Below are 17,731 nucleotides of genomic sequence, written 5' to 3'. Positions count from 1 at the left end.
AGGACCCCATCATGCGGATTGCCCGCATCATCAGCGCGCTCGCCGGTGCACTGGCCATCGTGGCCGCTCCCGCCGTCGCGCACGCACAGAACGAGTACCCACCCACCGGACCATCGCTGACCCTGTCGAGCACCACCATCAACGAGGGCGCCACGGTCACCCTCACCGGCCAGAACTTCACGCCCAACGACCCGGGCCAGATCACCGGCACGCGCCGCCCGGTCGCCGCCGGAGCGCCGGGTACGACGAGCCACCACAGCAACGGCAACGGGGCGGGCTGGACCACCGTGGCGTACAAGATGCCGCTGGCCGACGACGGCGCGCAGGTCCTGCCCATGACCACCACGGTCCGCGCGGACGGGACCTTCTCGGTCCTGCTGCGGTTCAACGACCCTGGCGTGTTCGACATCAGCGCCGCCGACGCGCACAACCTGGGTGCGTCGGTCACCCTCACGGTTCTGGCGACGAACCTGCCGGTGACCGGTGACAGCCTGACCCCGTGGGGCATCGGCGGCGGCGCCCTGCTCGTCGCGGGCGCCGGGCTCTACCTGATCGCCCGGCGGCGCCGCCAGCGCGCCGACGGCGACCCGGGAGCACCGCAACTGGCCGGCTGACCCGGACCGGCCCGGTGGGGGCGGGGTGGCGTGACGCCGCCCCGCCCCTCCGGCGTTCTCCCGCCGTGCGCGGTCCGCCCGCCGGTGGGACAGTGGACCGGCCGACGGCGGTCGCTCGGCCTGAGGGCAGGATCCCGAGGAGACCTGACGCCGGGTTGGCCCGGCGCGCCCCGACCGTCCCCGCGCTCCGGCCGGACGAAGGGCCGGACCGGGCCGCCGCCACGGCCCGCGGGAACGGTCGGGTGGCCGGCAGGGGGCGACCGCCCGGAGGCGCCTCAGGCGGCCGGCACCGCGTCGCGGATCGCGACGTGGCAGGCGACCTCGTGGCTCGGGCGAAGGCTCAGCAGCTTCGGCTCGGTGCGCAGGCACACATCCTCGGCCAGCGGGCAGCGCGGGTGGAACGGGCAGCCGGACGGCGGGTTGGCCGGGTCGGGTACCTCGCCGATCACCGTGGCGTGGATCGGCTCCGCCAGGGTCGGGTCCGGCACCGGCACCGCGGCGCCCAGCGCCACCGTGTACGGGTGGGCGGACTGGTCGAGTACCGACTTCCAGTCGCCCAGCTCCACCACCCGACCGAGGTACAGCACGGCCACCCGGTCGCTGATGTGCCGCACCATGGACACGTCGTGGCTGATGAACACGTAGGACAGGCGCAGGTCCCGGCGCAGGTCGTCGAGCAGGTTCATGATTTCGGCGCGTACCGACACGTCCAGCGCGGAGACCGGCTCGTCCAGCAGCAGCACCTTCGGCTCGACCGCCAGCGCGCGGGCGATGCCGACCCGCTGGCGCTGCCCGCCGGACAGTTCGTGCGGGTAGCGCTGGGCCAGCCGCGGGTCGAGGCCGACCAGTTCCAGCAGCTCACCCACGCGGCGGGCCCGCCCGCGCGCGTCGCCGGCCAGCCGGTGCACGCCCAGCACCTCGGTGAGGATGGCGCCGACGCGCTGGCGCGGGTTCAGCGACGAGTACGGGTCCTGGAACAGCATCTGGATGCGCTGGCGCTGCTCGCGCAGGGCCTTGCCGCGCAGCTTGGTGAGGTCCACCCCGTCCAGTTCCACCGTGCCCGAGGTCGGATCCTCCAGCCGCACCAGCAGCTTGGCCAGGGTGGACTTGCCGGAGCCGGACTCGCCGACGATGCCCAGGGTCTCGCCCTCGCCCAACTCCAGGGACACGCCGGCCAGCGCCTGTACGACGTTCTCGCCGCCGCGCACCGGGTACTCCTTGGTCAGGTTCGTCGCACGCAGCATGACTACCTCCATTCCGCGGGCGGCACATGGCAGGCGACCCGCGTGGGCGATTCCGGCGCCGCGACCGCCACCGCCGCGCCGGTCGCCGGCTGGCCACCGGCCGCCGCGGCGGGCCGGGCGGCGTGCGCGCCGGGATCGGGCAGCGCCACCGTCCGGGGCAGCAGCTCCGGGCGGATCTTGCAGATGTCCCGCGCCTGGGGACACCGGGGCTGGAACGGGCACCCGACGATGGTCTCGGTGGACGTCGGCGGGCGGCCCGGGATGGTGGCCAGCCGGCCTCGGCCGTCGCTGCTCGGGTCGGGCAGGGAGGCCAGCAGGCGGGCCGTGTACGGGTGCTGCGGCGCGGCGAACGCCTGCCGCACCGGGGCGTCCTCCACCACGTGGCCGGCGTACATCACCACCACGCGGTCGACCAGCCGGGCCACCACGCCCAGGTCGTGGGTGACCCAGATGGTGGTCATGCCCAGCTCCCGGCGCAGCTCGTCGACCAGCGCCAGGATCTGCTGCTGGATGGTCACGTCCAGCGCGGTGGTGGGCTCGTCGGCGATGAGCAGTTTCGGCCGCATGGCCAGCGCGGAGGCGATCATCACGCGCTGGCGCATGCCGCCGGAGAACTCGTGCGGGTACGCGCGGGAGGTGCGGCGGGGGTCGGGGATGCCGACCCGGGCCAACAGGTCCAGCATCCGCTCCCGGGCCTGCGGCTTGGCCACGCCGTGCGAGGTCATCGCCTCCATCACCTGGTCACCCACGCGCATCAGCGGGTTGAGCGAGGTCATCGGATCCTGGTAGATCATGGCCACCTCGCTGCCGCGAAGCTCGCGCAGCTGGTGCTCGTGCAGCCCGGTCAGCTCGCGGCCGGCCAGCCGCACGTGCCCGCCGGAGACCCGCAGCGGCGGGCTGAGCAGGCCCATCACCGACAGCATGGTCAGCGACTTGCCCGAACCGCTCTCCCCCACCACGGCCACCGTCTGCCCGGCCGGGACCGACAGGTCCACGCCGCGCACGATCTCGTTCGGGCCGGCCGAGACCCGCAGGTCCTCAAGCTCCAGTAGGTCAGTCATCTCGCCCTCCGCCCAAGTGAAGAACCCTCGGCGCGACCGCCAGCGGCTCGGGCAGGCGCAACGGCGCCGAGCCCGGCACGATCGCGCCGAGCACCCGGTCGCCCGCCGCGCCGGTGGCGCTGGAGGAATTACCGGGCAGCCCGTTCGCGGTCTGCCAGCCCAGCAGCGCGAAGGCGATCGCCTCCTTGGTGGCCGTCGGCGCGCCGAACTCCGCCGTGGTGGTCAGCCGTACTCCGGGCAACCGCTTTGCCAGCATGGCCATCAGGGTCGGGTTCTCGCAGCCGCCGCCCGAGGCCACCAGGGTGTCGACGCCGTGCCGGCGCACCTCGTCGGCGACCGTCTGCGCGGTCAGCGCGGTGAGGGTGGCCACCAGGTCGGCGTCCCCGATGCCGGGGAAGGCGGCGACCGCCTTGTCCACGTACTCGGCGTTGAACAGCTCCTTGCCGGTCGACTTCGGGGCGGCCAGCGCGTAGTACGGCTCACCGAGCAGGTGTTCCAACAGTCCATCGTGGACAGCACCGGCGGCGGCCAGCCTGCCGTCCTCGTCGTAGCTGCGCTCGCCGCCGCTGATGCGGACCACGGCCGCGTCGATGAGCGCGTTGGCCGGGCCGGTGTCGTAGGCCAGCGTGTGCGGCGTGGTGGCCGAGGCCGGCACGGTCATGTTGGCGATGCCGCCGAGGTTGAGCGCCGCCGGGTGGCCGGGCAGCCCGGCCAGCAGCATGGTGTCCATCAGCGCGACCAGCGGCGCGCCCTGCCCGCCCGCCACGATGTCCCGGATGCGCACGTCGAACACGACCGGTACGCCGGTGCGCTCGGCGATCCACGCCGGCTGGCCGATCTGCAGGGTGCCCAGGACGTGCCGTCCCTCGACCCAGTGGTAGACCGTCTGGCCGTGCGAGCAGATGAAGTCGACCGGCCCGCCGCGCTCGATGGCGTCCGTGGCCGCGTCGGCGAACGCCTGGCCGATCAGGGTGTCCAGCGCGCAGGCCTCCTCGAAGGTCAGCGGCGCCGGAGGCAGCGCGCGCACCAGCCGCTGGCGCAGGCTCGGCGGGTACCCGATGGTGGCGGTGTGCCCGACGGTGCCGTGCAGCACCCCGTCGCGTACCTCGAAGTCCACGGTCGCCACGTCGATGCCGTCGTGCGACGTACCCGAGATCATGCCGAGAACCTTCATGACATCTCCTCCAATGCCTGGCGCAGCCGGCCGCTGTTGCTCGCCAGGCGGCGCGCGGCATCCTCCACACCGGACGATCCGCCGAGCATCATGATGGCGATCTTGACGTCCAGCCCGGCGGAGTCCAGGGCCGCCTCGGCGACCGGACGGCCCGCGCCGGTCACCCGCTCGATGATGCGCACCGCGCGGTCGCGCAGCTTCGCGTTGGTCACCCGCAGGTCGACCATGAGGTTGCCGTAGGTCTTGCCGAGCCGCACCATGGCGATGGTGCTCATCATGTTGAGCACCAGCTTCTGCGCGGTACCGGCCTTCATCCTGGTGGAGCCGGCCAGCACCTCGGGGCCGACGAGCACCTCAATGGGCAGCTGCGCCGCGGCGGACAGCGGGGCGCCGGCGTTGCACGACAGGCCGACGGTCAGCGCGCCGCGCTCCCGGGCGGTGCGCACCGCCGCGAGCACGAACGGGGTGCGCCCGCTGGCCGCGATGCCGACCACCGCGTCGGCGGCGGTGACGCCGCGGGACGCCACGACCGCGGCGCCCGCCACCTCGTCGTCCTCGGCCCCCTCGACCGCGACCTGCAGCGCGTCGCCGCCCCCGGCGATGACCGCCTGGGCCAGCTCCGGGGGGGTGCTGAAGGTGGGCGGCCACTCGGCCGCGTCCAGCACGCCCATCCGGCCGGCGCTGCCGGCGCCGATGTAGAACAGCCGGCCACCGGACTCCAGCCGCGCGGTGACCGCCTCGATGGCCGGGACGATCTGCGGCAGGGCCTGGCGCACGGCGGCGGGTACCTCGTGGTCAGCCTCGTTCATCAGCCGGGCGAGTTCGGCCACCGACGCGCCGTCTATCTTGGCGTACCGGTCGTCGACCTGCTCGGTGAGCAGCTGATCCAGTGCCTCGCTCATGAGTTGCGTCCGTTTCTCGGGTCAAGGGCGTCGCGCAGTCCGTCGCCGAGCAGGTTCAGCCCGACCACGAAGATGACGATCGCAACGCCCGGTGCGGCAAGGGTCCACCACGCGGTGGACGCGAAGACCTTCGCGTCGAAGACCATCGAGCCCAGCGACGGTGCCGGCGGGGGGCTGCCCAGGCCGAGGAAGCTCAACGACGCCTCGGTCAGGACCGCCCAGGACATCGACAGGGTGACCTGCACGGTGACGATGGCCGAGATGTTGGGCAGGATGTGTCGGAACAGGATGCGCCCGGTCGGCATGCCGAGCACCCGGGTGGCCCGGATGAAGTCCGTCTCCCGCAGCGACAGCACCGGCCCCCGGGTGACCCGGACGAAGATCGGGATGTAGACGATGCCGATGGCCAGCGCGATGGTGGCCCAGTTGCGGGTCAGCGTGGTGGCCAGGGTCAGCGCCAGCAGCAGGGGCGGGAACGCGAACAGCACGTTGGTCACCGCCAGCACCGGCCCGCGTACCTTGTTGCCGAAGTACCCGGCGCAGATGCCGGCCAGGGTGCCGACCACCCCGGACAGCGCCACGGCGACCACCGAGACCCGCAGCGAGTTGCCGATGCCGGCCAGCGTGCGGGAGAAGATGTCCCGGCCGAACTGGTCGGTACCCAGCCAGTACTTGCCCGACGGGCCCTGCAGGGCGTCCAGCGGGTGCTGCGCGATCGGATCGTAGGGCGTCAGTCCGGCGATGCCGCAGATCGCGCCGATCAGGACCAGCGCCACGAGCACGGAGCCGATCAGCCCGGCCGGGCTGCGCAGCAGCCTGCGCCAGGCGGCACTGGAGGCCGGCGGGGCACCGGCCCCGGCGGTGGCCTCGGTGGCGGTGGTGGGAACGGTAACGGTCATGACGCACGCACCCGCGGGTCGACGACCCGGTACAGGAAGTCGGTCAGGAGGTTGACCACCACGAACAGCGTGGCGATGATCAGCACTGTGCTCTGCACCACGGCGTAGTCCTTTTCCTGCATCCCGACCAGCACCTGCTGGCCGATGCCCGGTACCGAGAAGATCTGTTCCACCACGATCGCGCCGCCGAGCAGGTACCCGAACTGGATGCCCGTCATCGTGATGATCGGGTTCAGGGCGTTCTTCAGCAGGTGACGCACGCGCAACCGCATCGGCGCCACGCCCTTGCCGCGCGCGGTGCGCATGAAGTCCGCGGTGGACACCTCCAGCAGCGCGGTGCGGGCGGTGCGCATGATCGGCGCGGCGAGCCCGAAGCCCAGCACCAGCGCCGGGAACATCATCTGTTGCAGATTGACACCGGGATTGCTGAACAGGTGCTGGAACTCTCCGGCGTTCGGGTTGTAGTGGGCGTACTTGGAAATCAGCGTGAGCAGCGTGGCGGCGATCAGGAAGTTGGGGACCGACAGGGCCAGCAGCCCGATGACCTGGCTGACCCCGTCGCGGCCCCCGTTGGGGCGCGATGCGGACAGCATGGCCAGCGGTACACCGATCACCAGACCGACGATGGTGGCCAGGATGGCCAGTTCGATGGTGATGGGCAGCGCCTGCTCGGTCATTGCCAGCACCGACTCGCCGGCCCGCTGGGAGAAGCCGAGGTTGCCGGTGAAGATGTCGCCGAGCCAGGAGAAGAACTGGACCGGCAGGGGCTTGTCGAGGCCGTAGTAGCTGCGCAACGACGCCAGCTGGGCCGGGGTCAGCGCGGCCGCCTGGGTGCCCAGCGTGGCCGTGATTTGGTTACCGGGGATGGCCCGCAGCATGGCGAAAACGAGCACGGCCACTCCGAAGAGGGTCAACACCGCCTCCACCAGCCGGCGCGTCACCGAATGGCGTGCGAACCTGCGCACCGGGCTCCTCCTTTGCTGTGACGGGAACTGTTGCTCGCGCGGGCCGCCGGGCCCGCGGGATGTTCCTCGGCGGGCCGCCGGCCCGCCGGAGGATCCCGGGGAAGCGCGAGCGCGCTCCCCCGGGACTTCCGCGGCCTCAGCTGCTAGAGGTCTGCCAGAGGTAGTCGAACGACCCGTTGGGCATCGGGGTGAACCCGTGCACCGTGCTGGTCGTCGCGGTGTAGTCGTAGCTGGAGAACAGCCAGATCCAGACCGCGTTGTCGGTCAGGTAGTTGGAGATCTGGGTGTAGATCTGCTTGCGCTGCGCCGGGTCGGTCGTCGCCTTGCCCTGAGCGAACAGCTGGTCCAGCTGCGGCGAGGAGAACCCGGCCACCTTGTTGAGGTTTCCGGTGCTGGTGAAGTACCGGCCGTACATGCCGTCCGGGTCCGGCGAGCCACCGTTGAGCGCCACCGCCGCGGTGAAGTTACCGGCGACCCAGGCGTCGACGTACGCGGCCGAGTCCAGCGTCTGCAGCTTCAGGGTGATGCCCGCGGCCTTGAGCTGGGACTGCAGGTTCTGCGCCTCGTTGACCGAGGTGGAGTACAGGCCCGTGGAGACGATCGCGGTGATGGTCAGGCCGTTCGGGTACCCGGCCTGGGTCAGCAGCTGCTTGGCCTTGGCCACGTTCTGCGTCGCGCACGGCTGCGCGTTCGGGTCGGACTTGTAGGCCGGCGAGGTGATCGGGCCGATGACCGTACCCTGGCCGAGCGCGGCCGTGTCCACCACCTGCTGGCGGCTGATCGCGCACTGCATGGCCAGCCGGACGTTGACGTTGTTCAGCGGTGCCTTGCGCGAGTTGAGCTGCAGGACGTGGTACCCGAGGTCGGGGGTCTTGTCCAGGGTCAGCCCGCTGCCCTGCGCGGTCTTGGCGACCGTCGGGTCATCCAGCACGGCGAACTGCACGTTGCCCGACTGCATGGCGGAAACCACCGAGCTCTCGTCCGGGATGATCCGGAACTGCAGCTGCGACGACTTCGGCTTGCCGGCCCAGTAGTTCGGGTTGGCGGTCAGCGTCACCGACTGGTTCGGCGTGCGGCTGGTGTACGAGAACGGGCCGGTGCCGTTGGGCTTCGCCGCGACCTGCTGCTCGGTGTTGTCCTTCGACAGGATCGCCAGGTTGACGTTGGCCAGGCTGGCGAGCAGGCCGGCGTCCGGGGCGGACAGGTTCAGCACCGCCGTGTTGGCGTCCGGGGTGTCCACCGAGGAGACCGAGGCGATGTAGGAGGCGGCGACGGCCGCGGTGGCCGGGTCGCGCAGCCGGTCCAGCGAGGACTTCACGTCGGCCGAGGTGAAGTCCTGGCCGTCCTGGAACTTCACGCCCTGGCGCAGGTGCAGGGTCAGAGTCTTGTTGTCGTTGGAGTAGGTCCAGCTCTGCGCGAGGCCGGGCTGGACGTTCATGTTGGCGTCCAGCTGGGTCAGCGTGCCGTAGACCTGCTCCAGCAGGTGCTCGGCCTGGAACTGGGTGGCCTTCCACGGGTCCAGCGTGTTGGGGTCGGCGGTGTAGCCGATGACCAGCGTGCCGCCGCCCGCTGATGAGGAAGTGCTATTGGAGCCGCTCGAACACGCCGTAGCAAGCAGACCGGCGGCTAAAACAACCGCCAGGCTCCTACTCACCGGTGAGCCCAGCGCGGTGCGGAGCTTCACGATCCCTACCTCCGGTCTTACGCGACCCGCGGGTCGCGACCACTAACCGGCGCCGGTGGCCCCGGTCGTTACCGGCCGGAGCGAGCGCCCTAGGCGACGAGTATCGGAACTCACGCCGGCCAGGTCAATAGTTAACGCGAAATTGGTTTCTTGTGTTAAATCTTGCCACGGTGCTACCGTTCGGTCCGTGGCCAAGTTGGAGGATCTGCTGGTCAGGGGCGCTACGGGGGCTCCTAGACCGTTGTACAGCGGCGCCGTAGGGCTCATCCACTTTCAGGGACGAGTTGAGCAATTCGCCACAGCCGGACAAACGGCGATCTATGCGGATACGAGCGGAACGCCTATTTCTCCCGAATTATCCCGTCCGGTGACCGGAGACACCATCTTCGATCTCGCGTCCATCACCAAGGTCTATGTCACGACCATGGTGCTGAGCCTGGTCGAGGAGGGAGCCCTCGGCCTCGACGAGCCGGTGGCGACCTGGCTGCCCAGCTTCGCCGACGGCGAGCGCACCCGGGTGACGCCGCGCCGGCTGCTCACCCACACCTCTGGGCTGCCCGCCCTGCTGTCCCTGTGGACCGACTGGCCCGACCGGCGCTCGCGGGTCGAGGCGATCCTCAACGCCCCGCTGGTGCGCACCCCGGGCACCGGCTTCGAGTACTCCGACATCGGGTACCTGACCGTCGGCCTGCTCGCCGAGCGGGTCACCGGCCGGACCCTGCCGGAGCTGGTACGCGAACGGGTCACCGGGCCGCTCGGGCTGGTGGACACCGGGTACCTCCCGCCGGCCGACAAGCTGCCGCGGGTGGCCGCCACCGAGTACGAACCGGCCGAGCACCGGGGCATGGTGCGCGGCGAGGTGCACGACGAGAATTCGTGGTCGTTGGGCGGCACCGTCGGCCACGCCGGCATCTTCGGCACCGCGAGCGAGTTGGCCCGCCTGGGCGAGATGCTCCGCTGCTACGGTGCGCTGGACGGGGTGCGTGTACTGAGCGAGGAGACGGTTGACCAGATGACCCGCGACCAACTGCCGGCCGGGGTCGACCCGGGCTTCCGCCACGGGCTCGGCCTGCGCGTCGACGACCCCGGTTTCATGGGCCCGCTGGCCGGGTCCGGCGCGTTCGGGCACACCGGCTTCACGGGCACCTCGCTGGTCGTCGACCGGGGACGCGAACTGGTGGTGGTGCTGCTGACCAACCGCGTGCACCCCAGCCGCGACTGGGCCGACGTGTCCGGACTGCGCCGCGAGGTGGCGGCGCTCGCCGCGCAGGCTCACCCGGGCGGGCAGAGATGAGCGCCGACGCCGACATCCTGGTGCGCATCAGGGGCGCGCTGCCCTCGCTGCGGCCGGCCGAGCGCCGCGTCGCCGAGACGGTACTGGCCGATCCGGCCGCCGCCGCGGAGCTGTCCATCAGCGCGCTGGCCCGGCAGTGCAACACGAGCGAGACCACCGTGATGCGGCTGTGCCGGTCGCTGGGCATGGAGCGCTTCCCCGAGCTGCGGCTGGCCCTGGCCCGCGCGGCGACCAGGGAGGAGGCCCGGTTCGGCGCGGAGGGCCACGTCGACGGCGACATCAGCCCCACCGACAGCCTCGCCGACATCGTCCACAAGATTGGCTTCAGCGACGCGCGGGCCATCGAGGACACCACCTCCACATTGGACATCGGGGCGCTCGCCCGGTCGGCCGAGGCGGTCAATACCGCCCGGCGCATCGACCTCTACGGCGTCGGCGCCAGCGGCTTCGTGTGCCAGGACCTGCACCAGAAGCTGCACCGCATCGGACTGTTCGCCTTTGCCTGGCCCGATCCGCACGCGGCGCTGACCTCGGCCTCGCTGCTGACCGACCGGGACGTCGCGGTCGCCATCTCGCACACCGGCACCACGATCGACACCGTCGAGTCGTTGCGGCTGGCCGGCTCCCGCGGCGCCACCACCATCGCCATCACCAACTTCGCCTCCTCCCCGCTGACCGAGCACGCCGACCTGGTGCTGACCACGGCGGCCCGGGAGACCACCTTCCGCTCCGGCGCGACCGCCAGCCGCATCGCTCAGCTCGCCGTGGTGGACTGCCTGTTCGTCGCCATCGCCCAGCGCTCGTACGACAACGCCATGCAGGCGCTCGAGCTGACCTACGCGGCCGTGCACGACCGCCGGTACCCGGCCCGATGATCACCCAGGTTCTGACCCACCGGGTGGAGGCGCCGCTGCACACCCCGTTCGTCACCGCGTTGCGGCGCACCGGCACGGTGCGCACCCTGATCGTCGAGGTGCGCGACGGCGACGGGCACCGCGGCTTCGGCGAGGGCCCGCAGGTGCTCCAGGTGACCGGGGCGTCGGTCGAGGGCACCGAGGCCTGCGTCGCCCAGGTGATGGGCCCGCTGCTGGTCGGCCGCGACCCCGACGAGCTGACCGCGAACTGCCGCGCGGTGCGCACGGCCGTGGCCGGCAACGAGGCGGCCAAGGCCGCGCTGGACATCGCGCTGCACGATTTGGCCGCCCAGCGGCTGGGGATACCGCTGGTACGCCTGCTGGGCGGCACCGCCCTGCGGGTACCGACGGACGTGACCCTGTCCGCCGACGAGGCGGCCGACGCCGCGGCGGCCCGGGTCGCCGACGGCTTCGGGGTGCTCAAGGTGAAGGTCGGCGCCGACCCGGCGACCGACGTCGCCCGGGTGCGCGCGGTACGCCAGGCGGCCGGCCCCGACGTGACGATCCGGGTCGACGCCAACCAGGCGTGGACTCCCCGGCAGGCGGTCGGGGTGATCCGGGCGCTGCACGACGAGGGGCTCAACCTCGAACTGGTGGAGCAGCCGGTCCCGGCCTGGGACCTGGACGGGATGGCCTGGGTGCGCGACCGGGTGGACCTGCCGATCCTGGCCGACGAGTCGGTCTTCGGGGTGCGCGACCTGGTCGAGGTGATCCGTCGCGGCGCCGCCGACCTGGTCAATGTGAAGCTGGCCAAGTGCGGCGGCCTGTCGGCCGGCCGGGTGCTGTTGCGCCTGGCCGAGGAGCACGGCGTCGGCACGATGGTCGGCTCGATGATGGAGAGCCCGGTCGGGGTGGGCGCCGCCGCCAGCCTCGTCGCCGCGTGCGGCACGACGCTGACCTCGGACCTGGACGCCGCGTGGTGGCTCGCCCGCTCGCCGGTCGAGGGCGGCATCGGGTACGACGGGCCGGTCGTCGTGCTGCCCGACGCGCCCGGGCTGGGCGTGACCGGAATCGCGGACAATACAGTGGAGGTGTGAGCATGGCAGTGTCGAACGCGGTCCTGGAGAAGCTGCGGGACATCGTGGGCCCGCAGCACGTACACGTCGCACCGGGCGAGCTGGCCGCGTTCGCGCGCGACGCCACTCCCCTGTTCCACGCCGTACCCGACGTGGTGGTGCACCCGTCCGACACCGACCAGGTGTCACGCATCCTGGCGCTGGCCACCGCCGAGGCCATCCCGGTGGTGCCCCGCGGCGCCGGCTCCAACCTGTGCGCCGGCACGGTGGCCCTGCACGGCGGCATCGTGCTGGTGCTGACCCGGCTCAACCGCATCCTCGAGGTCAGCAACGAGGAGTTGCTCGCCCGGGTCGAGCCGGGGGTGAGCACCGCCGCCCTGGCCAACGCGGTCGACGCCGCCGGGCTGCTGTACCCGCCGGACCCCGGCAGCCGCACCGTGGCCACCATCGGCGGCAACGTCGCCACCAGCGCGGGCGGCCTGCGCGGCCTCAAATACGGGGTGACCCGCAACTACGTGCTCGGGCTGACCGCCGTGCTGCCCACCGGCGAGGTGATCCGCACCGGTGGCCGGCTGTGGAAGGACGTCGCCGGGTACGACCTGACCCGGCTGCTCACCGGCTCCGAGGGCACCCTCGCCGTGATCACCGAGGTGACCGTGGCTCTGCTGCCCAAGCCGGCCACCGCGCGTACCGGGCTGGCATATTTCCCCGACCTCGCCGCGGCCGGCCGGGCGGTGTCCCGGGTACTGCGCGGCGGCGTGGTGCCGGCGACCCTGGAGTTCCTGGACCAGCGCTGCATCGAGGCCGTCGAGGCGTATGCGGGGCTGGGCCTGCGCACCGACGCCGGCGCCCTGCTGCTGTTCGGCGACGACGGCGACGAGTCCACAGTGGACGGGCACCTGCGGCACATCGCGGACTCGTGCGTGGCCGAGGGCGCGATCGACGTGACCACCGCCAGCGACGTGGCACAGGCCGAGGCGCTGCTGGAGGCCAGGCGCTGCTCGCTGCCGGCGCTGTCGCGGCTCGGCGCGCTGACCATCCTGGAGGACGCCAGCGTGCCCCGGCCGAGGCTGGCCGAGATGGTCGAGCGGATCGGCGCGATCGCGGACAAGCACCAGGTCACCGTGGCCACCTTCGGCCACGCCGGCGACGGCAACCTGCACCCGACCTGCGTGCTGCCCGACGCCCGGGACACCGACGCCATCGCTCGCGCCGAGGCGGCCTTCGCCGACATCTTCGCCGCCGCGATCGAACTCGGCGGCACCATCACCGGCGAGCACGGTGTCGGATCCGCCAAACTGCCCCACCTGGAGGCCCGGCTCGGCAGCGACCAACTCGCCCTGCTGCGCCGGATCAAGGCGGCGTTCGACCCCGCCGGCATCCTCAACCCCGGAAAGCTGGGCTCATGATCGAGCAAGAACTGCCGCTGGCGGCGGCCGCCCGCACCGGTCGCGGCATCTTCGACCAGGAACTGCTGGACCGCTGCATCTCCTGCGGCTTCTGCCTACCGGCCTGCCCCACATACAAGCTCACCGGGGACGAGGCATCCTCCCCACGCGGCCGAATCACCCTGATGCGCGCGCTCAACGACGGCAGCCTCCCCGCCGACGACCCCACCCTGCGCGAGCAGTCCTCGTTCTGCCTGGGCTGCCGGGCTTGCGAACCGGTCTGCCCGGCCGGCGTGCAGTACGGCCAACTGCTCGAGCAGTGGCGGGTGCAGCAGTGGCAGGGGCCCCACCGTCCCCCGCTGGCGCGGCTGCTGACGCTGGCCGCCGGGCGGCGCTGGGCGCTGCGCCTGATGGGCCTGGTTCGTGGCGCCGCCCACCGCCGCCCTCGAAGGGCGGTCGCCGGGCCCGCCATCCCGCGGCAGGCCGCTGCGTCCCAGGTTGCCGCGCCGGACGTTCCCTCCCCGGCCGCGCCGGCCGCCTCCTCCCAGGTCACGCCGGCCGGTGCCGGCCAGGCCGTGCCGGCCGGTGCCGAGCCCGCCGGGTCCGGGCCGGATCAGCTCATGCTCGGGTGCTTCGAACGCGGGCTGTTCCCCAAGGTCAGCCGGGCCGCGGCCGGGCTGGCGCCGGACCTGGCCGTCCCCACCGACCAGGGCTGCTGCGGTGCGCTGCACGCGCACAACGGAGACCTGGCCGGCGGCGAACGCCTGGCGCGGGAGCTGGGCGAGGCGCTGCCGGGCCGGATCGTGACGACCTCGGGCGGCTGCGCGGCCCACCTGGCCGGGGTGCTCGGCCGGGACCGGGTGGTCGAACTCTCCCAGTACCTGACCGGCACCTCGTTCGGCGAGGTACGGGTGGACGGCCGGCGCGCCCGGGTGGCCCTGCAGGACTCCTGCCACCTGCGCAACGGGCTGGGCGTGTACCGGGAGCCCCGGGAGCTGCTGCGCCAGGTCGCCGACTACGTCGAACTGCCGGACGCCGGCTCCTGCTGCGGGGCGGCGGGCACGTACGCCCTGCTGCGCCCGAAGGACTCCCGGAAGGTACTGGACCCCAAGCTGGACCAGATCGAGGCGGCCGGCATCGACTACCTCATCGTGGTCAACCCGGGCTGCCAGCGCCAGCTGATCGGCGGGCTGCACCGGCGCCGCTCCAAGGTGCGCGTGCTGCACATCGCCGAGCTGCTGGCCATGGCCGACCAGGGCTGAGCGGATCCGCCCCCGCCGGAAACGCCGGCATGGCGGGCTTCGCGTTCCTTCGCGCGTGGGCTATAAACGTCGCATGGCGGCGGGTGACGACCTTGATGCGCGCATGCGGTTGGCCATGTTCACCCATCTGGACCGGGTAGCTGCCGTGCACCAGGACGGGATACCGCACGACGTCGTCAACTCGTTCGTGTTCGACGGCGAGCCGGTACGCCTGATCGTCCAGCCCGGCATCCGCAAGCCCGGACGCCTGTCGGCCGCGCTGACCATCCGTACCACCTACACGCCGCACGGCGGCGAGCGTCCGTACGCCGACGAGTTCGGCAGCGACGGCATCCTGCGCTACAAGTGGCGGGGCACCGATCCCGAGCACGCGGACAACCGCGCGCTGCGCGAGGCCATGCTCCGTCGCGCCCCGCTGGCCTACTTCTACCCAGTGGCCAGGGGTGTCTACCACGCCATCTACCCCGTCTATCTGGTCGAGGAGAACCGGCAGCGGCACGAGTTCGTGGTGGACCTGGGCGAACCCGCCGACGGCCCGGCCGGCACCCTGAACTCGCTGGACTCACTGGACTCGCTCGACTCACTGGAGCGCCGGTACACGCGCCGGCTTACCCTGCACCGGCTGCACCAGATGGTGTTTCGCCCGATGGTGCTGCGCGCGTACGAGGCCCGGTGCGCGCTGTGCCGGCTCGGCCACGCGCCCCTGCTGGACGCCGCGCACATCATCCCCGACCGCCAGGATCGCGGAGAGCCCGTCGTGCCGAACGGCCTGGCGATGTGCAAGATTCACCATGCGGCGTACGACGCGAACATCATCGGCATCCGACCGGACCGCGTCGTCGAGGTGCGCCAGGACATCCTGGCCGAGATCGATGGGCCGATGCTGCGCCACGGTCTGCAGGAGATGCACGGCTCCGCGCTCTTCCTGCCCCGGTCCCGCCGCGACCAGCCAGACCCGACCCGGCTGGAGCAGCGGTACGAGCAGTTCCGCTCGGCCGCCTGAGCCGCGAGCGGCAGTCCCGGCGGCGTTAAGGGTGAGGACGGCGCTCACTGGCGGGTGGCAGTGAGGCTGCCCCGTTGCGGGAGCCGGCCGTCGGCGATCGCGGACTGCAGGGTGTAGTCGCAGTTGACCCCGCTACCCCCGACGAATTGGCAGGCGACCTGGGTGTTCCACGGGCCGCTTGGCGAGTCGACGACGCCGTTGAGTCTGGCGCTCGACGCCGAAACCGTGCCCCGCAGCGTCCCCACGCCGACCAGTTGGCCCGACCAGCCGATCCGCCCGACGGCCGCGCCGCTGTCGCTGTCCACGCTGTCGATCGTCAAGGTGACATACCCGATCAAGCCCGCGTTCTGCGCCTGCCCCACGTAGCGACCGACCCGTGCGGCGCCATCCGGCCCGGGGGTGGCGGGATCACGCACGACCGGATCAGGCACGGTGACATCAGGCACCGTCGCATCAGGCACCGTCGCATCAGGCACTGTGGGGGCGGCCACGGCCGAATCAGATACAACCGGATCAAGCGCGCGAGGGCTCTGCTGGCTGCCCGTGACCAACCCGCTCGACCCGTCCACCCCGCGCGCCTTGCCATCGCCGCCATCGAGACCGAGAACCCCGACGAGGTACGCCGCGACCACCGCACCGACGATGCCCATGGCCCACCAGAACCACTTCGACCCGCGACTACTGGTCGACATCTCAGACAGGCGCCGGGACGGGCGTGAGCACTGGGTCTCGTCCTCTCATCTGAGGGAGTCGGGCTGAGAGTGTCCTCATTGAAGCATCGCCCCGCATTGATCGGCATATCCGAACGGGTGCGATGCGCTGGTCGGCCAGCGCCCGACGAACGGTGAACGCGCGATGGCGTCTGGTACGACCCGGCGCCATCGCCCTTTCCACCGAGCGTGGCTCGGCTGCCCCAATCAGCCGGTGGTCACGGCCAGCATGATTTACCCGTGTACGGCCACGGGGATCGGCGACCGGGTGACGAGTACGGGTCGACTCGGAGCCACGGAGGAGCCGGCCCTACACTCGCTGGCATGAACGACGGGGTGCGGGGCAGCTTCGAGGTGAACGGGCGCACGCTCTCCTATCTCGATTTCGGCGGACCGGGCCCGGTTCTGATCGCTCTGCATGGGCATTTCAGCGAGGGCGCGGATTTTGCCCCGCTGGCCCAGCGGCTGGGTTCCCAATGGCGTGTGCTCGCGCTCGACCAGCGGGGGCATGGCGAGTCCGACCGGGCCACCGGCTACGAGCGCAGCGGCTACGTCGGCGACGTCGCGGCCTTCCTGGATCACCTCGGGCTGGCGGACGTCGCGCTGCTCGGTCATTCTCTGGGCGGCGTGAACGCCTACCAGTTCGCCGCCCGGCACCCCGACCGCGTCACCGCGCTCATCGTCGAGGACATCGGCGCGGTCTGCGACATCGACCTGAACTTCGCGAAGAACCTGCCCGACCGCGTCACGACCCGAGACGGGCTCGTCGAGGCGGTGGGCGCCGCCGCGCCGTACCTGGAGCGGACCTTCAGGGAACGAGCGGAAGGCTGGAGCTTCTCCTTCGACGCGGGAGACACGGTCCGGTCCCAGCAAGCACTGTCCGGTGACCATTGGCGCGACTGGCTGAGCGTGCGATGCCCGACCCTGCTGGTCCGGGGCACGCGCAGCGACGAACTGTCGGCCTGGCACGCCCGCGACATGGCAGCGAAACGATCGATCGATCTCATCGAACTGACCGCCGGACACGTCGTTCACCACGACCAGCCTGACGCCTTCGCCGAATGCGTCCGGCGGTTCCTGGCCGCCGTCGACGGCACCGCCAACTCACAGCTCTCCGGCGCTGTCGCCCGGCTCGTAGTCGCCATGCGCGGGTAGCCGCCGATTCGCGCACGGGTCCGCGCTCTCGCGTCGGCGCCGGACGGCCGCCTCGATCGAGCGGTTGTCCCATCGATCTTGCAACAACATTACCCGTTGGTTATATTACCGATATGCCATCGACGTTCGAAGTACTGGCGGAGCCTCGCCGACGCCAGATCCTGGACGTGCTGCGTGCCGGCGAGTGCTCGGTCAACGATCTGGTGGCCCGGGTGCCGGTCAGCCAGCCGGGCATGTCGAAGCATCTCAAGGTGCTCCGGGAGGCCGGCCTCGTTCAGGTGCGCCAGGACGCCCAGCGCCGGCTGTATCGGCTGTCCCCCGCGCCGCTGGCCGAGGTGGACGCCTGGCTGGAGCCGTACCGCCAGATGTGGGCTGAGCGGCTCGACGCGCTCGAACGTCACCTCGACCAGATGCCCGACGAGTAACGGATCCGGGTCGCCAGCGAC

The 17,731-nt window shown here is 71.7% G+C and carries 17 protein-coding genes; 9 read left to right on the top strand and 8 right to left on the bottom strand.

The features are described from left to right. The first annotated feature begins 11 nt into the window (after positions 1-11). On the top strand, positions 12-614 hold the full coding sequence (locus ABEA87_RS05735; protein WP_345626737.1) for an LPXTG cell wall anchor domain-containing protein: 603 nt from the start codon (positions 12-14) through the stop codon (positions 612-614). A gap of 275 nt (positions 615-889) precedes the next feature. Here the strand turns inward: ABEA87_RS05735 and ABEA87_RS05730 are convergent, their stop codons facing one another. The 7 genes from ABEA87_RS05730 to ABEA87_RS05700 all read right to left on the bottom strand — a co-directional run bounded on the left by ABEA87_RS05730 (position 890) and on the right by ABEA87_RS05700 (position 8,543). Next, complete coding sequence (locus ABEA87_RS05730) at positions 890-1,870, bottom strand: ABC transporter ATP-binding protein (RefSeq protein WP_425570772.1); 981 nt, start codon at positions 1,868-1,870, stop codon at positions 890-892. Continuing rightward, positions 1,861-2,919: an ABC transporter ATP-binding protein gene (locus ABEA87_RS05725; protein ID WP_345626734.1), complete on the bottom strand. Its 1,059-nt coding sequence runs from the start codon at positions 2,917-2,919 to the stop codon at positions 1,861-1,863. The genes ABEA87_RS05730 and ABEA87_RS05725 overlap by 10 nt, the downstream gene beginning before the upstream one ends. Beyond that, positions 2,912-4,093, bottom strand: coding sequence for an anhydro-N-acetylmuramic acid kinase (locus ABEA87_RS05720; RefSeq protein WP_345626733.1), 1,182 nt, complete (start codon positions 4,091-4,093; stop codon positions 2,912-2,914). Before ABEA87_RS05720 ends, ABEA87_RS05725 begins: the two co-directional genes overlap by 8 nt. Continuing rightward, the gene (murQ, locus tag ABEA87_RS05715; protein ID WP_345626732.1) at positions 4,090-4,995 is read right to left on the bottom strand and encodes an N-acetylmuramic acid 6-phosphate etherase; all 906 of its coding nucleotides are present in this window, start codon (positions 4,993-4,995) and stop codon (positions 4,090-4,092) included. Before murQ ends, ABEA87_RS05720 begins: the two co-directional genes overlap by 4 nt. Further along, a complete protein-coding gene (locus tag ABEA87_RS05710; RefSeq protein ID WP_345626730.1) occupies positions 4,992-5,894 on the bottom strand; it encodes an ABC transporter permease in 903 nt (300 codons plus the stop codon). Before ABEA87_RS05710 ends, murQ begins: the two co-directional genes overlap by 4 nt. Beyond that, positions 5,891-6,859 carry an ABC transporter permease gene (locus tag ABEA87_RS05705; protein WP_345626728.1) on the bottom strand — a complete coding sequence of 323 codons (969 nt, stop codon included), beginning with the start codon at positions 6,857-6,859 and terminating at the stop codon, positions 5,891-5,893. Before ABEA87_RS05705 ends, ABEA87_RS05710 begins: the two co-directional genes overlap by 4 nt. 136 nt (positions 6,860-6,995) lie before the next feature. Continuing rightward, positions 6,996-8,543 (bottom strand): ABC transporter substrate-binding protein, encoded by a 1,548-nt coding sequence (locus tag ABEA87_RS05700; protein ID WP_345626727.1) that lies wholly within the window; start codon positions 8,541-8,543, stop codon positions 6,996-6,998. Positions 8,544-8,910: 367 nt separating this feature from the next. On the opposite strand from ABEA87_RS05700, the gene ABEA87_RS05695 reads away from it, so the two are divergent. The 6 genes from ABEA87_RS05695 (at position 8,911) to ABEA87_RS05670 (ending at position 15,420) form a co-directional block, all read left to right on the top strand. Further along, on the top strand, positions 8,911-9,837 hold the full coding sequence (locus tag ABEA87_RS05695; protein WP_345626725.1) for a serine hydrolase domain-containing protein: 927 nt from the start codon (positions 8,911-8,913) through the stop codon (positions 9,835-9,837). Next, the gene (locus ABEA87_RS05690) at positions 9,834-10,712 is read left to right on the top strand and encodes a MurR/RpiR family transcriptional regulator (RefSeq protein ID WP_345626723.1); all 879 of its coding nucleotides are present in this window, start codon (positions 9,834-9,836) and stop codon (positions 10,710-10,712) included. The genes ABEA87_RS05695 and ABEA87_RS05690 overlap by 4 nt, the downstream gene beginning before the upstream one ends. Beyond that, positions 10,709-11,788 (top strand): mandelate racemase/muconate lactonizing enzyme family protein, encoded by a 1,080-nt coding sequence (locus ABEA87_RS05685; RefSeq protein WP_345626721.1) that lies wholly within the window; start codon positions 10,709-10,711, stop codon positions 11,786-11,788. Before ABEA87_RS05690 ends, ABEA87_RS05685 begins: the two co-directional genes overlap by 4 nt. A gap of 2 nt (positions 11,789-11,790) precedes the next feature. After that, positions 11,791-13,176, top strand: a complete 1,386-nt coding sequence (locus ABEA87_RS05680) for an FAD-binding oxidoreductase (RefSeq protein ID WP_345627344.1) — start codon at positions 11,791-11,793, stop codon at positions 13,174-13,176. Further along, positions 13,173-14,417, top strand: a complete 1,245-nt coding sequence (locus ABEA87_RS05675; RefSeq protein WP_345626718.1) for a (Fe-S)-binding protein — start codon at positions 13,173-13,175, stop codon at positions 14,415-14,417. Before ABEA87_RS05680 ends, ABEA87_RS05675 begins: the two co-directional genes overlap by 4 nt. Before the next feature lie 73 nt (positions 14,418-14,490). Continuing rightward, positions 14,491-15,420: an HNH endonuclease gene (locus ABEA87_RS05670; protein WP_345626716.1), complete on the top strand. Its 930-nt coding sequence runs from the start codon at positions 14,491-14,493 to the stop codon at positions 15,418-15,420. 44 nt (positions 15,421-15,464) lie between these two features. On the opposite strand, the gene ABEA87_RS05665 is transcribed toward ABEA87_RS05670, so the two are convergent. Then, the gene (locus ABEA87_RS05665; RefSeq protein ID WP_345626714.1) at positions 15,465-16,052 is read right to left on the bottom strand and encodes a hypothetical protein; all 588 of its coding nucleotides are present in this window, start codon (positions 16,050-16,052) and stop codon (positions 15,465-15,467) included. A 402-nt stretch (positions 16,053-16,454) separates the two neighbouring features. Between ABEA87_RS05665 and ABEA87_RS05660 the strand changes: the two genes are divergently transcribed. Together ABEA87_RS05660 and ABEA87_RS05655 are read left to right on the top strand one after the other, a co-directional pair. Beyond that, positions 16,455-17,285: an alpha/beta fold hydrolase gene (locus ABEA87_RS05660; RefSeq protein ID WP_345626712.1), complete on the top strand. Its 831-nt coding sequence runs from the start codon at positions 16,455-16,457 to the stop codon at positions 17,283-17,285. A gap of 113 nt (positions 17,286-17,398) precedes the next feature. Continuing rightward, the gene (locus ABEA87_RS05655; RefSeq protein ID WP_345626710.1) at positions 17,399-17,710 is read left to right on the top strand and encodes an ArsR/SmtB family transcription factor; all 312 of its coding nucleotides are present in this window, start codon (positions 17,399-17,401) and stop codon (positions 17,708-17,710) included. The last annotated feature ends 21 nt before the right edge of the window (positions 17,711-17,731 follow it).

Origin of the sequence: Rugosimonospora acidiphila, from assembly GCF_039543385.1 — a bacterium.
In the GTDB taxonomy this organism is placed as follows: Bacteria; Actinomycetota; Actinomycetes; order Mycobacteriales; family Micromonosporaceae; genus Rugosimonospora; species Rugosimonospora acidiphila.
This window is presented reverse-complemented; position numbering and strand designations above follow the sequence as displayed.